Origin of the sequence: Microbacterium endophyticum, assembly GCF_011047135.1 — a bacterium.
Taxonomy (GTDB): Bacteria; Actinomycetota; Actinomycetes; order Actinomycetales; family Microbacteriaceae; genus Microbacterium; species Microbacterium endophyticum.
In genome coordinates this window covers 284848-298888 of the sequence record NZ_CP049255.1, presented here as the reverse complement: position 1 = coordinate 298888, position 14041 = coordinate 284848, and the positions used below count along the sequence as shown (strand labels likewise).

The window sequence follows — 14041 nt, the reverse complement described above, 5'->3', positions numbered from 1 at the left end:
CGAGTGCCGCCCGCTCGCCGGCGCCGCGTAGACGTGGCGTCGGCCGCAGGAGATACCCGTGCGCGTTACCGGCGCATACTTCGTTTCGCCGGCTGGAACCTCGCTATCACGTGGTGGTACGAGTTAGTCCTGCCACGCATTGGGCTTGCCAAGATTGCCGAGCGAACCCGAGCGAAGCGGATGATCCGCTTCGCTCGGCGCTTTCACGTGCTCGCTGTAGATCTCGGTGGGCTCATGATCAAGGTCGGCCAATTCATGTCGTCGCGCCTCGATGTGCTTCCACCCGAGATCACGAAAGAGCTTGAGGGCCTGCAAGACGAAGTGCCCGCGGTGCCGTTCGGCGCAATTCGCGCTCTCGCCGAAGCGGAGCTCGGCGTGCCACTTGACCGTGCGTTCGAGTGGGTAGACGAGACACCGGTGGCCGCGGCATCCCTCGGGCAAGCGCATCGTGCGCGACTTTCGCCAACCGGAGCGGCAGACACCGGGCTCGACGGAGTCATCATCAAGGTGCAACGGCCGGGCATCGATGAGATCGTCGAGGTCGACCTCGACGCTCTCCGCAAGGTCGGCGGATGGTTGAGTCACGTGCGCCTGGTTTCTTCGCGTGTCGACGCGCCCGCGCTCGTGGAAGAGTTTGCGCAGACAAGTCTTGAAGAAATCGACTATTTGCACGAGGCATCCAATTCGGAACGCTTCGCTGCAGACTTCGCTGACGACGATCGCGTGAGCGTCCCGGCGGTTGTATGGGAGCGCAGCACGCGTCGCGTACTCACTCTCGAAGACGTGACAGCAATCAAGATCACGGATGCCGCAGCGCTCACCGCATCCGGCATCAACCCCGCCGATGTTGCACCCGTGTTCGCATCGGTGATGTTCGACCAGCTGTTCACGAACGGGTTCTTCCACGCCGACCCCCACCCGGGCAACATTTTTGTGACGCCGGTGACCGACGGCTCGAGCGAACTCGGGTGGAAACTCACCTTCATCGACTTCGGCATGATGGGCGAGGTTTCAGCGACCACGCGCGGTGGCCTCCGCAAGATGCTGATCGCTGCGGCATCGCGTGACGGCAAGGGCCTCGTGAATGCGGCCCGCGATTTGGGCGTGCTGCTGCCGTCGTCTGACACTCGCGACCTCGAGCGGGCGATGACCGACCTTTTCGCGCGTTTCGGCGGCATGGGTTTCGCGGAATTGCGCGAAGTCGACCCACGTGAATTTCGTGAGTTCGGCGTGCAGTTTGGTGACGTCATCCGTTCGTTGCCGATCCAGTTGCCCGAAAACTTCCTGCTCGTCATTCGCGCGATGTCACTCGTGTCGGGAGTGTGTAGTGCGCTCGAGCCGACATTCAACCTCTGGGACTCTGTCGAGCCTTACGCTTCGCAGCTTTTGCGGGATGAGCGCGGCAACGTGGTGCAGGATCTCGCCAAGCAGGCGGGTGAGAACATCGCCGTGGCTTGGCGCCTTCCCAAGCGCATCGATAGCCTCGTTACCCGCTTTGACGAGGGCACCGTCGACGTCAGTAGTTCGCGTCTCGACAAGCGCATCGCCCGGCTGGAACGGGTTGTGCGTCGCGCGATCTCGGCAGTGCTGTTCGCAGGGCTGCTTGTGGCCGGCGCCGTACTCCGGGCGGATGATGTGGTCTTCGGAACCGTGCTGATCGTGGCATCCGCTCTGCCGTTGCTGCACACGCTGTTCTCCGGCCGTCGCGTCCGCTGACCGCATCCCGCGGTGACCGGGCCGGGTGACTCCCAGAACGGTCCACTCGCGGGAGGGGTCAGCATCAGAAGGCGGCGTTGATATCTACGACATCGATGACCTTCTTGTTGATGAACTCTTGGATGCCGAGGTTCGTGAGCTCGTGACCGTACCCCGAGTGCTTTACGCCTCCGAAGGGAATATCCGCCTTCACCATGGTGGGGTGATTGACATAGACCATTCCGGTTTCAATCTCGCGTGCTCTTCTTGCCTGCCTTCGCGGCGTGGCCCGCAATCAGTACTCCGGCCTGCTCGCCGCCCGTCAGCGCCACACCACGCACACGCGGATCGCTGATGACGTGTTCTGTTAGATCGTGGGGCAGATAGAGATTCATGAAAGCTCCGGACAAAAGCCCAGCGCGAGCAAACGGGTCGTCGAAGACAGCCGCCGCCTGCGGGACGTTGCTCGCGTGCTTCAGCAGGAGTGTGTTTCCGGCCAGGAGTTGCGGGGCGGCTACGCGTACCACCTGATAGTAAGGAAAGTTCCACGGTTCCACCGAGAGGAGCACCCCGAGCGGTTCGCTGACGATCTCGACTTCACCCTCGGAGGCCAGCGCCACCGGCACCTTTTCGGTTTCGAGTAGCGTCTGACCGCGATCGGCGTAGTACTGGAGGATGTCGGCCGACAGCTCCACTTCTGCTTCGGCTTCACCGATCACCTTTCCCATTTCGAGGGTCAACAGCTCGGCGTAACGGCGCTTTTCTGCACGTAGTAGCTCGGCCGCTTTCGCGAGTACGGCGGTGCGTGTCGAGAACGGCGTCGTGCGCCAGGAGAGAAACGCTTCGTGGGCTGCGGTGATCGCCGCATCCACTTCGGGCTTCGACGCATCCGGAAAATCTGCGACGAGTTCGTTCGTATATGGATTGATCGTTTGGTAAGCCATGAGAGGAAACCAACTTCTGCAGCGACGCTGCATCGAATTCGGGATTCCCCTTTTGCTTCAGAGGCGCGATGGGGAATCGCTGCCGAAGTCTGGAGCAACACCCTCAACCTACGTCCGATTGGGCGCGTCTCGTGATGCGCATGTCCAACTCACAGCAATCCCGCTCAATACCGCGAGGCGGCGTGGTCACTCGTATCGCAGTGACTCCACCGGATCGGCCTTCGCCGCGCGGGCGGCGGGGAGGGTCCCGGCGAGGAACGCAATCAGCATGACAACGAGGATGATGGTTGCGATCGATACCGGGTTGAACGCGATGAGTGTGAGGCCCGGCAGATCGGCCAGAAGCGAGGTCGAGAGCGCCGCGCTTATCCCGGTTCCGGCGACGATCGCGATGCCGGCACCGATTGCGCTCCCCAAGAACCCGATAAAAGCAGCTTCCAAGCTGAAGAGTCCGAAGACCTTGCCGCTACCCATTCCCATCGCTTTCATGAGGCCGATTTCACGGGTTCGCTCCTGAACCGACATCAGCAGAGTGTTGACAATGCCGAAGCTAGCCGCAAGCAAAGCGATGACAGCGAAGGCATTGAGTACCAGCACGATGCCATCGATTACGGTCTTGATCGTTCCGAGCTGGTCGGCAACCGTCGTGCCGGTATAGCCAGCGTCTGTCAAGGATGCTTTCAGATCGCTGATTTGCTCATCAGTGGCATCCGCGCTGAATGTGACGCTCGCTTGCGCGTAGCGCTCCGTTTGATCGGCGGGCACCCCGATGTTCTCAGTATCGAATAACTCTTGTGTCAACGCATCGTTCGGGACGATCGAGGCCCCGATCGGCGACGCGATGTTTTCTTCAGCAACGCCCGAGACGGTCGCTTCGATGACGTGCTGAGTGCGGGTGGCATCGGTGATGCCGATCGATACTGTCTGGCCGACCGCGTCGGCGTCATCGTCGAATCCGAGCGCGTCCACGTAGGACGTCGGAATGACCACCTGCAGTTCGTCGCTCGCGTCGTCGGCTTCGGTCCCGGCGAGAAGCGTGACGGTTTGGCCTGCGACGAGTTCTCCGACGCTGACGACATATTTGGTGCCGTCGGATCCTTCGATGTAATCAGCGGAGATCGACTTCGTCGCCTGGACATCCTCGACTCCATCTATTTGCGAAAGTGTGTCGAGGTCGTCGGGGGTGAGCGCCACCACAGTTGCGCCCGGGACCCCGGATCCCGATGAAGAGATGGCATCGGGGTCATACTCGGTTGGGCCGGAATCGGCCGCGCCGATGCTGGTATCGGTATCGCTGTTTTTCGTAACGGTCATCACATCAGAGGCACCGACGCCGGAGACGGTGTCATCGATATAGGCGTTGATCCCCGTGCCGAGGCCGTTGGTGAGCGTAAGAGTGAACGCGCCGACGAAAATCGCGAGGATCGTCAAAATGGTGCGTGTCTTGGAGCGGAATGTGTTCGAGACAGCGGTCCCGATCAAGTCGAGCGTTTTCATGCTGCCACCACCGATGTTTCGTCGAGCAGAAGACCGTCGCGGATGACGATTCTTCGGTCACAGCGCGCGGCAAGGTCTTCGTCGTGTGTTACGACGATGAGAGTGATCCCACTTTCCCGATTGAGGGAGAAAAGGATGTCTTCGACCACAGCTCCGGTGTTCGTATCAAGGTTGCCCGTCGGCTCGTCAGCGAAGATGATACGGGGGTTGTTGACGAGTGCCCGCGCGATCACGGTTCGCTGCTTTTGCCCGCCGGAGAGATTCACCGCCTTGTTCTTCGCTTTGTCGGCAAGCTCCAACTGCTCGAGCGCAGCCATTCCGCGTCTTTTTCGCTCGCCTCTGCCGATGCCGGCAATCTTCATCGGCAGCACAACGTTCTCCAGCACCGATGCGTTCGCCGTGAGAAAGAATTGCTGAAAGACGAAACCGAAAGTCTTGTTGCGAGTGCGGTTCAAGCGGCGTCCCTTCAGGGTGCGGGTATCGACTCCTTCGAGCATCACGTTTCCCGTCGTGGGGGCGTCGAGCAGTGCGAGCACATGCATGAGCGTCGATTTACCGGAGCCGCTCTTGCCGACGATGGCAACGCTCTCTCCTTCGAAGATGTCGAAACTTACGCCCTTGAGCGCCTCGAAACGGTTTTGGCCGCGACCGTACGATCGCCGTACATCCCGGACCGAAATGATGGGTGTCATATGCGTGCTCTCCTTGCAGGCGAAGGTCCGGCGTCTCCGGCTTCCGAACTAAGGCTCGCTGGTGCGAGAGGAATGCGCGTCACCCGGTCGGGTTGAACCTCATACCGCAAGCGCGGTATCCGCTGTGCTGCGCGAGGCTGACTCGCGCAGCACACAATTGCGGGCACACTAGGGTCCATGGCCAAGTGGAAAGCGGGGGAGCTCGATCCGGGTTTCCCGCATCCTCACCCACCCGCGTGGGCCGGCGATCTCATCGCCGCCGTCATCATCGTCTCCACCGTGTTTATTCCATTCCCCGAAGTGTACTTTCGACCAAGCAACCCCCTTGCCGTCATCGTTGTCGTCGCACCAGCGTTCTTTCTCCCGCTGCGAAGACGCTGGCCGGTCTCCGTACTCGCCCTCGTCGTCGTGTGCTACGGCGTTGCTGCGTTGACCGGCACGCTTTCGCCGGGAACTGTCCTTGCCGCTGCGATCGCGATGTTCGGCGTCGCCACCCACGCCACGCGAAGGACGACGTTTGTTGTTGCTGGATTAACTGTGCTGGCGATCGTCTTTCTGAGCCTTCTCGCGGCCATCAGCTCGGTAACCGATCCACGAATCATTCAGTTCGCGATTTTCGTTGCATTTGCCGCAGCAGCGGGCGACGCAGGCCGCTCTCGGCGGGAGTACATCATCGCGATCACCGAACGTGCGGAGCGTGCAGAACAGACAAGAGATGCCGAGGCATCGCGCCGAGTTGCGGAGGAGCGTCTGAAAATCGCCCGCGATCTGCACGATGCCGTCGCGCATCAGATTTCCGTCATCAGCCTGAACGCAGGCGTTGCGTCGTCGGCACTCGAAACGCGGCCAGAAAAGGCCAAAGCGGCGTTGGGGACGATCCGAAGCGCTTCGCGAACGGTGCTGGGCGAGATCGGGAATCTTCTCGAGGTTTTACGAGCCGAGGACTCAGAAGGCGTCACCGCGCCGCAGCTCGGTCTCGCACATCTCGACGACCTCGTCGCCCAATTCGCCGCCGACGGTCTCGATGTCAAAGTTCGCCTCGAAGGCGATCCGGGCGAAGTGACGGGGGCTGTGGACCTCGTTGCCTACCGCGTGATCCATGAAGGTCTCACCAACGCTCATAAACATGGTGCTGAGCATCGCGCGCATGTACTCATCGAGGTTCGCGAAGATCAGGTTTTGATCGTCGTCACCAATCCGGTACTCCCACCGGCTGATTCACAGCAGGGCCGTGGCGTGACGAGTGCAGGCGGTGGCCATGGGCTCCTCGGCATCCGTGAGCGGGTGTCGGCCGTGCGGGGTGCCGTTGAAGCCGGTCCGATGCCCGGAGGCTTCCGTATCGCCGCCACACTGCCTCTCGCGAAGGAGAACGTCTAATGGCAACCGTGCTTATCGTGGATGACCAGGCCTTGATTCGCCAGGCAGTTACCGACATCCTCACCGGCGAAGCAGGGATCGAGGTCGTTGGCGAGGCCGCGAACGGACGCGATGCGGTCGCGCTGGCTGCGGGGTTGCATCCGGACGTTGTGGTGATGGACATCCGGATGCCGGAACTCGACGGTATCGGCGCAACGAAGGCGATCTGCTCGGATCCAACGCTCGCTCACACGCGCGTACTGATCTTGACAACGTTTGAAGAAGACGAATATCTCGTGAATGCTCTGCGCTCTGGAGCGAGCGGATTCATCGGCAAGGGCGCTGAACCCGAAGATATCGTGCGCGCGGTTCGTGCAATTCATGAGGGGGAGTCGCTGCTCTCTCCTGCGGCGACACGAAGCCTCATCACACGGTACGTGCTTCCCGTGAATCCGCAGGATTCCGCGGCCGCCGGGACTCGCACCGTCCCGAAAGAGTTCGAGCAGCTCACCGAACGTGAGCGGGAGGTCCTGCTCCTGGTCGCACGCGGACGCTCAAATGATGAGATCGCTGCCGAGTTCTTCATATCTCCGCATACCGCGAAGACGCACGTCAACCGAATTATGACGAAGCTCGATGCGCACGACCGTGCTCAACTGGTGATCCTCGCCTACGAGACCGGATATCTCGCTCCCGGTGAGTCGTGACGGAATCATTCTCTCGCGTCAACGCTGAGTCGTCACCGGAGACGTGAAAATACTCCAACCGCGGTAGCCGGATGCCGCGGTTGGAGGACGCTTTCGGGAGCAAACGCGGCGATATTTGAGTTATGACTTCTCTCACTTCTGGTTCGGATCAACAGTCCGCGGGCAGTGGTACCGGCGGTTCGGTGAATAAACGCCGAATTGGCACGATGTTCGCGGGGCTCCTCGTCGCGATGTTCCTGGCATCACTCGACCAAACGATCTTCTCTACAGCGCTTCCCACCATTGTCGGAGAACTCAATGGTGTAGATCACATGCTATGGGTCACGACGGCTTACCTCGTCGCGGCGACGATAATGATGCCGATCTACGGAAAGATGGGCGACCTCTTAGGCCGCAAAAATATCTTCATCGCCGCTCTCACGCTTTTCCTGGTGGGGTCTGTCGTCGGTGGACTCGCTCAAGACATGACGTGGCTCATTATTGGGCGCGCAATCCAGGGGCTCGGTGGCGGTGGCCTCATGATCCTCTCGCAGGCGATCATCGCTGATGTCGTACCGGTGCGGGAGCGGTCGAAATATATGGGAGTCATGGGAGCAGTTTTCGGTCTGTCCAGCATCGCCGGTCCGCTCTTAGGCGGCTGGTTCACGGAAAGCATCGGTTGGCGCTGGGCGTTCTGGATCAACATTCCGCTTGCGCTTCTTGCAATCGTTTTTGCGGTTGTCTTCCTCAAGCTGCCGCGCCACAAGGTCGCTGTGAAGCTCGACGTCTGGGGAATTTTGACGATGGCTGTGGCCGTGACGTCGATCATCCTGGTCACGTCGTGGGGCGGCACGCAGTACGAGTGGAATTCACCGCAGATTCTCGCGTTGATCGCTCTCGCCGTCGTATCCGCCGCCGCCTTCGTGCTTGCGGAGCACAAAGCAGCCGAGCCGATCATTCCGCTCAAAATCTTCCGTAGCCGAAATTTCGTGCTCGCAACCGCGGCCGGTCTCGTGATCGGTGTGGCGATGTTCGGCGCGCTGTCCTACCTGCCGACATATCTTCAGATGGTCACGGGAGTGAACGCGACTGTGTCTGGCTTCATGCTGATCCCCATGATCGTCGGACTCATCGTGAGTGTTACCGGAACGGGCCAGATCGCGTCGCGCACAGGGCGCTACAAGTGGATGCCGCTTGCCAGCATGGCGGTCATTGGCACTGCGCTGTCGCTCATGTCGACGCTCACCATTGACACCCCGATCCCGCAGCTGCTCGCATACCTGTTCGTGTTCGGACTCGGGATCGGGCTGGGGATGCAGATCCTCATCCTCATCGTGCAGAACTCATTCCCCAACCGCGATGTGGGCACAGCGACGGCATCGAACAACTTCTTCCGAGAAATCGGTGCCTCCGTGGGTGGTGCCGTTGTGGGTGCGCTGTTCAGTAGCCGGCTGTCGACGCTGATCACCGATCGGATGTCAGCGGCCGGTGACGGCACCGCGATTGATACGAACTCACTTACTCCCGCGGCGGTGAACGCTATGCCGGAAGCGGTGCGGGACATCATCGTGAGCGCTTACAACGACGCGCTCACACCGGTCTTCCTCATGCTCGTGCCGATGGTGGTCATCGGATTCGTCATCCTGTTGTTCGTGAAAGAAGTCCCGCTGCGAGCAACGCTCGACGAAGTCCCGAAATCGTAAAAACAGCGTGGACGTTGCCGCATCTACGGCAACGCCCACGCTGTTTCTATCGTCGACCGGTTCTAGTACCAGCCGGTGGACTGTGAGTGTGACCATGCGCCGCAGGGTGTGCCGTAGCTACCGGCGATGTACTGCAAGCCCCAGACGATCTGGGTGGTCGCGTTGGTCGCCCAGTCAGCGCCAGCACTAGCCATCTTGCTTCCGGGGAGCGCCTGCGGAATACCGTACGCCCCGCTGGATCCGTTTGACGCCTGAGCGTTCCAGCCTGATTCCTTGTTCCACAGCGAAACGAGGCACGCGAACTGATCGTCGCCCCAGCCGTAGTTCGAAGCCGCGAGCTGCTGAGCGGTGGCCTGCGCACCTGATGGGTTCGCCGGCGCGGCGGGTGCTGTGGCCGGTGCGGCTTCTTGCGCTTTTTGCGCCTCGGCGGCTGCTTCGGCTGCTGCTGCTTCAGCTGCGGCCTTTTCGGCAGCGGCCTTCTCAGCTGCCGCCTTTTCGGCGGCTTCCTTCGCCGCGCGCTCAGCCTCTGCGGCTTCGACGCGGTCAGTCAGCTTCGCTGTCTCGGCACGCACGCGCTTGGTTTCAGCGATCGCGTCTGCCGTGTCATCTGGAAGGAGAAGAGCCGGCACGATCTCGAGATTCGACATCTCGTCGATCGTGTCGAGTAGATCAGCGGTTTCGATCGCCGTCGGCTCGTTGCCGAGATCGAGACCACTTTCGTTCGCATCCACCGTCGCGGCGACTGACTCAGCGACAGCAGAGCGTGCGGCGACGAGCGCCGACTCGGCCTTGGTCGTCATGTCTTCGAGCGTGTCAGATGTTCGAGATGTGGTTGGGGTGACCGCGGGCGCCGAATCCGAAGTCGATGCCAGCGCCGGACTCGCGGTAAAAATGCCAGTTGCGACGATGACGCTAGCTGTCGCGATAGCGATGCCCACGTTTTTCGCGCGCCGGGCAGGAGAAAGTTCAGGGGAGTGGAGCATGTCAGATTTCCTGGGAGATGGAAGCCGCAGTTTCACGACTCTGCGCCCTCGGGACGGGCACAAAGAAGCGAGTCTGGTCACCTCTTCTGGATGAAAGCCTGGCGTTCGCTGGTAGAAGCGTGAGAGGGCATCCCCTATCGGGGCCGCCCTCGACCCCTCATTTGGCGCGGCAACCGCCCCGCATGGCACCCCGCCAACCACCCGACTTGCCTGTTTTTGCGGGTCCCGGGGCGACATCACCCACAAATAAGGGCACGTCGCCGGGGAGGGGCCGTGAGCTACTTTGTGGTCACGTATTCTGCACTGCGATTCCACAGACTCTCGGCTAATTCGGCGTCCCCAGCCTGCTTATTGGGGGCCGCGTGCGAGATCTTGTCGTAATACTCACCCGAAATCCAGGTCGTTCCGGGTGTGCCCTCGACGAACCACGACAGTACTTTGCCGCCGGTCTCCGGGCTCGTCAGCAAAATGTTGCGAAGCGGCCACCGGTACACGAGTTTGATGAGCGAGTTCGCCTCGCTCGTGAAGTTGGAGGCGATATTCCCCGGGTGGAATGCAACCGTCGAAATTCCCTGGCTTTCGTATCTGCGGTGCAACTCTTTCGTGAACAGCACGTTCTCAAGTTTTGCCGCGCCGTACGCTCGGGTCGCACTGTACGAGCGTTCGCCGTTCAAGTTGTCGAGGTCTATCCGCCCGAAAAGTGAGTTCGCGACGCTCGACGTATTGATGACGGATGCCTTCGACTCGGTGAGTCGCTCCATCAAAAGCTGAGTGAGTAAAAACGGCGCAAGATGGTTGACCTGAAACGTCTTCTCGAAGCCGTCGACGGTGAGTTCACGGTCGCCCATAATGCCGCCAGCGTTGTTCGCGAGCACGTCGATCTCCGCATATCGGCTGGAGAGCGCTTCGGCGAGTTCTCGCACTTGGCGAAGGTTGGTGAAGTCGGCAAGAAAGTAGTCGGCGTTGATGCTTTCAGCGACGCGACGTGTCTTCTCCGCTGAGCGGCCGACTACAGCGACGGTATGGCCTGCCTCGCTGAGCTGTCGAGCGGCCGCCGCGCCGATCCCATCTGATGCGCCCGTGATGATGATCGTTTTCTTCATGATGTCCAATCGGGGCGCTCTCTACGCGCCTTCCCAAGCCTGACACCTTCTCGGCCCCGCATGGCGCGATCTGAACGGATTAGACGACGGTATTTCTCACGGCCCGCGTGCGACCGCCCCCGCGCGCACGGGAATACCGTTGAAGTGGTGGATGAGCCTTTCCACCTAAGACTGAGGGGCTCGCACAACGATGCCCTTCGCGACCTTCGAGGAGTTCATCATGAAGGCAGCACGCTATTACGACCGTGGCGACATTCGTATCGAGAATATTGATGCGCCCACCGTGGAGCCCGGCACCGTCGGTATCGATGTCGCGTTCTGCGGCATTTGTGGAACCGACCTGCACGAGTATCTTGACGGTCCGATCTTCGTGCCACCGGCGGGGCATCCCCATCCCATCTCTGGTGAGTCAGCTCCGGTCACGCTCGGACATGAGATGTCCGGTGTTGTCTACGAAGTTGGTGAAGGCATCACAGACATAGCGGTCGGGGACCATGTCGTAGTCGAGCCTTACATTATCGGCGACGACGTCGACTCGAGCGAAAACAATAACGCCTATCATCTGTCTCCGGATATGAACTTCATCGGTCTCGCGGGTCGCGGTGGGGGACTGGCCGAGAAGATCGCGGTCAAGCGTCGCTGGGTGCACGTCATCGGTAACAAGATCCCGCTCGATGAAGCAGCACTCATCGAACCGTTGTCGGTCGGATATCACGCCTACAAACGCTCCGACGGAAAAGCTGGTGACTTCGCGCTGATCACGGGTGCCGGGCCGATCGGACTCCTGACAGCGGCTGTGCTTCAAGCGCAGGGAATCACCGTCGCGATCTCTGAGCCGAGCGAGCTTCGTAGGCAGAAGGCACTCGAGACCGGGGTCGCGACCCACGTCTTCGACCCTCGGGAATCCGACGTCGTCGCACAGGTCAACGGCCTGACAGATGGACGCGGCGCCGACATTGCCTTTGAATGCACATCCGTGCAGCCCGCTCTCGATACCCTTTTCGCCGCTGTCAAGCCAACCGGAGTCATCGTTGTGGTGTCGATCTGGGGGCACCCCGGTCAGCTCGATATGCAGCAGCTAGTGCTTAAAGAGATTGATTTGCGCGGCACGATCGGTTACGTGAATTCGCACCCGGCAGCGATCGCTCTTGTGCAAGAGGGCAAGGTGAATCTCAAGCCGTTCATCACCGCAAAAATCGGTCTTGACGATCTGATCGATAAGGGCTTTGACACTCTCATCAACCGCAACGAAACTGCCGTCAAGATCCTCGTCGACCCTCGGGTGTAAAGCGCGCCAACTGGATGCCGTCGCGCTTGTGTCGTTCACACTCGCGCGGCATCGCGCGACGGCATCCGTTGTTGGCATCGGTCTAGAGTCGTTCGATGATGGTCGCGTTGGCCATTCCGCCGCCCTCGCACATCGTTTGAAGGCCGTACCGGCCACCGGTCGCCTCGAGTCCGTTGACGAGAGTTGCCAAGAGTCGTGTGCCCGACGAACCGAGTGCGTGCCCGAGAGCAATCGCGCCGCCGCGGGGATTGAGCTTTGTATCGAGCACGCCTATCTCATTCGCCCACGCGAGCGGCACCGGTGCGAACGCCTCATTCACTTCGAAAATATCGATGTCGTCAGCCGACAAGCGGGCACGATCCAATACCTTTTGAGTAGCGGGGATGGGGCCCGTCAGCATCAGGATGGGATCGTCGCCGACAACAGCGAACGAGACGAATCGGGCTCGAGGTCGCAGACCGAGCTGTGTGGCACGTTCTCGCGACATGATGAGTGCGGCCGATGCCCCATCGGTCAGTGGCGACGAATTGCCGGCGGTGATCTTCCACCCGATTTCTGGAAATCGTGCACCAACCGAGGTATCGGCAAAAGATGCCGGTAGCTCGCCGAGGCTTTCCACTGTCGTCGCCGGGCGCACTGTTTCATCGCGTGAGTGAAGAATCGTGCCGCCTGAGGATGAGCGAAGCCGGAGCGGAACGATTTCGTTATCGAAGCCATGCTCCGCCGCTGCTTCCGACGCGCGCTCGTGCGATCGCACTGAGTACTCGTCGAGCTCGGCGCGGCTTAAGCCCCAACGAGCCGCGATCAGCTCAGCGGCTACCCCTTGATTGACGAGACCATCCGGGTACCTCACGCGCAGCTTTTCGCCTTGAATATCACGGCCGAGCGAAGGAGTTCCCATCGGGACACGACTCATCGATTCCACTCCGCAGGCGATCACGACGTCTTGAAAGCCCGCCACGATGGCCTGCGCTGCAAAAGTCGCAGCTTGCTGACTTGATCCGCACTGACGGTCGATTGTCGTCGCGGGAACGTGTTCCGGAAACCCCGCGGCGAGCACAGCTGCGCGGGTGATGTTCGTTGATTGTTCCGACGCTTGGTTGACGCAACCGCCGATGACATCGTCGACGAGAGCCGGGTCAAGGCCGTTCCGCGTAATGAGAGAATTGAGGACGCTCGCGAGGAGGTCGACCGGGTGCTCTTCTGAGAGGGCCCCTCCGGGCTTTCCCCGTCCGGATGCCGTCCTCACGACATCGATGATGACGGCTTCGATCATGTGACACTCTTTTCCGACGTCATCGCTATCGTGGCGCCATTCGAATGCCACCATCGAGGCGGATCGTCTCGCCATTGAGCATGGGGTTTTCAATAATCTGCGTCACCATGAGAGCAAACTCGCTCGGAGCGCCGAGGCGCTGTGGGTGTGGAACTTGGAGTGCAAGAGAGCTCCGTGCAGCTTCTGGGAGGCTCGCGAGAAGCGGAGTGTCAAAAATGCCGGGGGCAATAGTGACAACGCGAATTTGTGATGCTGCCAGCTCGCGCGCAATCGGTAGCGTCATTCCGACGATCGCGGATTTCGAGGCTGAATAGGCAGCCTGTCCGATTTGTCCGTCGAACGCCGCAACCGACGCGGTATTGACGATCACGCCCCGTTCGCCGTCCGCGTCGGTATTGAGCCGCTGCATCCGTTCCGCAGCGAGACGGATGACATTGAAGGTGCCAACGAGATTGATGTCGATCGCGCGCTGGAAGTCATCGAGCGGATGAGGACCTCGTGTATCGACGACTTTTGCCGCGGGGGCTACTCCTGCACAGTTGACGAGTACCCGCAGATCGCCGAGCGCATCCGCTACATCGAGGGCTGATGTGACGTCTGCGGCATCGCGGACGTCGGCGGCTGCGAAGTGGGCCCGGTTGGGATGAGCACGGGCAACTTCTGCGCCTTCTGAGGAGGGCAGATCGACGATGACGACGCGCGCACCGAGTGTGAGCAGCCGTAGCGTCGTTGCAAGTCCGAGGCCTGATGCCCCACCTGTGACGACGGCGACTTGATCCGTGATATCCACTGAGAGTCCCTTCTCCCTCTTGCCGACT

The 14041-nt window shown here is 60.7% G+C and carries 13 protein-coding genes; 5 read left to right on the top strand and 8 right to left on the bottom strand.

Going from position 1 to position 14041, the window contains the following annotated elements; all coding sequences use genetic code 11:
- Nucleotides 1–3 precede the first annotated feature (3 nt).
- Nucleotides 4–1716, top strand: a complete 1713-nt coding sequence (locus tag G6N83_RS01460; RefSeq protein WP_241246244.1) for an ABC1 kinase family protein — start codon at nt 4–6, stop codon at nt 1714–1716.
- Nucleotides 1717–1780: 64 nt separating this feature from the next.
- Here G6N83_RS01460 and G6N83_RS13765 read toward each other — a convergent pair whose 3' ends face one another.
- The 4 genes from G6N83_RS13765 to G6N83_RS01445 all read right to left on the bottom strand — a co-directional run bounded on the left by G6N83_RS13765 (nt 1781) and on the right by G6N83_RS01445 (nt 4828).
- The gene (locus tag G6N83_RS13765; protein ID WP_206535820.1) at nt 1781–1936 is read right to left on the bottom strand and encodes an aldehyde dehydrogenase family protein; all 156 of its coding nucleotides are present in this window, start codon (nt 1934–1936) and stop codon (nt 1781–1783) included.
- A 7-nt stretch (nt 1937–1943) separates the two neighbouring features.
- A complete protein-coding gene (locus G6N83_RS01455; RefSeq protein ID WP_206535819.1) occupies nt 1944–2639 on the bottom strand; it encodes an aldehyde dehydrogenase family protein in 696 nt (231 codons plus the stop codon).
- 186 nt (nt 2640–2825) lie between these two features.
- Nucleotides 2826–4136, bottom strand: coding sequence for an ABC transporter permease (locus tag G6N83_RS01450; RefSeq protein WP_165138602.1), 1311 nt, complete (start codon nt 4134–4136; stop codon nt 2826–2828).
- Nucleotides 4133–4828 carry an ABC transporter ATP-binding protein gene (locus tag G6N83_RS01445; protein WP_165138600.1) on the bottom strand — a complete coding sequence of 232 codons (696 nt, stop codon included), beginning with the start codon at nt 4826–4828 and terminating at the stop codon, nt 4133–4135. Before G6N83_RS01445 ends, G6N83_RS01450 begins: the two co-directional genes overlap by 4 nt.
- Before the next feature lie 177 nt (nt 4829–5005).
- Between G6N83_RS01445 and G6N83_RS01440 the strand changes: the two genes are divergently transcribed.
- The 3 genes from G6N83_RS01440 (at nt 5006) to G6N83_RS01430 (ending at nt 8573) form a co-directional block, all read left to right on the top strand.
- Nucleotides 5006–6205 (top strand): sensor histidine kinase, encoded by a 1200-nt coding sequence (locus G6N83_RS01440; RefSeq protein ID WP_165138598.1) that lies wholly within the window; start codon nt 5006–5008, stop codon nt 6203–6205.
- Complete coding sequence (locus G6N83_RS01435; protein WP_165138596.1) at nt 6205–6891, top strand: response regulator transcription factor; 687 nt, start codon at nt 6205–6207, stop codon at nt 6889–6891. Before G6N83_RS01440 ends, G6N83_RS01435 begins: the two co-directional genes overlap by 1 nt.
- Before the next feature lie 122 nt (nt 6892–7013).
- Nucleotides 7014–8573: an MDR family MFS transporter gene (locus tag G6N83_RS01430; protein ID WP_165138594.1), complete on the top strand. Its 1560-nt coding sequence runs from the start codon at nt 7014–7016 to the stop codon at nt 8571–8573.
- 62 nt (nt 8574–8635) lie between these two features.
- Here the strand turns inward: G6N83_RS01430 and G6N83_RS01425 are convergent, their stop codons facing one another.
- The gene (locus tag G6N83_RS01425) at nt 8636–9556 is read right to left on the bottom strand and encodes an aggregation-promoting factor C-terminal-like domain-containing protein (RefSeq protein ID WP_165138592.1); all 921 of its coding nucleotides are present in this window, start codon (nt 9554–9556) and stop codon (nt 8636–8638) included.
- 278 nt (nt 9557–9834) lie between these two features.
- Nucleotides 9835–10659: an SDR family NAD(P)-dependent oxidoreductase gene (locus G6N83_RS01420; protein WP_208379870.1), complete on the bottom strand. Its 825-nt coding sequence runs from the start codon at nt 10657–10659 to the stop codon at nt 9835–9837.
- A 220-nt stretch (nt 10660–10879) separates the two neighbouring features.
- On the opposite strand from G6N83_RS01420, the gene G6N83_RS01415 reads away from it, so the two are divergent.
- Complete coding sequence (locus G6N83_RS01415; protein WP_165138590.1) at nt 10880–11947, top strand: 2,3-butanediol dehydrogenase; 1068 nt, start codon at nt 10880–10882, stop codon at nt 11945–11947.
- 82 nt (nt 11948–12029) lie between these two features.
- Here the strand turns inward: G6N83_RS01415 and G6N83_RS01410 are convergent, their stop codons facing one another.
- On the bottom strand, nt 12030–13223 hold the full coding sequence (locus G6N83_RS01410) for a thiolase family protein (RefSeq protein WP_165138588.1): 1194 nt from the start codon (nt 13221–13223) through the stop codon (nt 12030–12032).
- Nucleotides 13224–13248: 25 nt separating this feature from the next.
- A complete protein-coding gene (locus G6N83_RS01405; protein ID WP_165138586.1) occupies nt 13249–14013 on the bottom strand; it encodes an SDR family NAD(P)-dependent oxidoreductase in 765 nt (254 codons plus the stop codon).
- Nucleotides 14014–14041: the final 28 nt, after the last annotated feature.

Bases quoted from the DNA above. Each gene is read 5' to 3' on its own strand.
- G6N83_RS13765 (WP_206535820.1), bottom strand. From the start codon at position 1,936: ATGGTCTATGTCAATCACCCCACCATGGTGAAGGCGGATATTCCCTTC.
- G6N83_RS01455 (WP_206535819.1), bottom strand. From the start codon at position 2,639: ATGGCTTACCAAACGATCAATCCATATACGAACGAACTCGTCGCAGAT.
- G6N83_RS01450 (WP_165138602.1), bottom strand. From the start codon at position 4,136: ATGAAAACGCTCGACTTGATCGGGACCGCTGTCTCGAACACATTCCGC.
- G6N83_RS01445 (WP_165138600.1), bottom strand. From the start codon at position 4,828: ATGACACCCATCATTTCGGTCCGGGATGTACGGCGATCGTACGGTCGC.
- G6N83_RS01440 (WP_165138598.1), top strand. From the start codon at position 5,006: ATGGCCAAGTGGAAAGCGGGGGAGCTCGATCCGGGTTTCCCGCATCCT.
- G6N83_RS01435 (WP_165138596.1), top strand. From the start codon at position 6,205: ATGGCAACCGTGCTTATCGTGGATGACCAGGCCTTGATTCGCCAGGCA.
- G6N83_RS01430 (WP_165138594.1), top strand. From the start codon at position 7,014: ATGACTTCTCTCACTTCTGGTTCGGATCAACAGTCCGCGGGCAGTGGT.
- G6N83_RS01425 (WP_165138592.1), bottom strand. From the start codon at position 9,556: ATGCTCCACTCCCCTGAACTTTCTCCTGCCCGGCGCGCGAAAAACGTG.
- G6N83_RS01420 (WP_208379870.1), bottom strand. From the start codon at position 10,659: ATGAAGAAAACGATCATCATCACGGGCGCATCAGATGGGATCGGCGCG.
- G6N83_RS01415 (WP_165138590.1), top strand. From the start codon at position 10,880: ATGAAGGCAGCACGCTATTACGACCGTGGCGACATTCGTATCGAGAAT.
- G6N83_RS01410 (WP_165138588.1), bottom strand. From the start codon at position 13,223: ATGATCGAAGCCGTCATCATCGATGTCGTGAGGACGGCATCCGGACGG.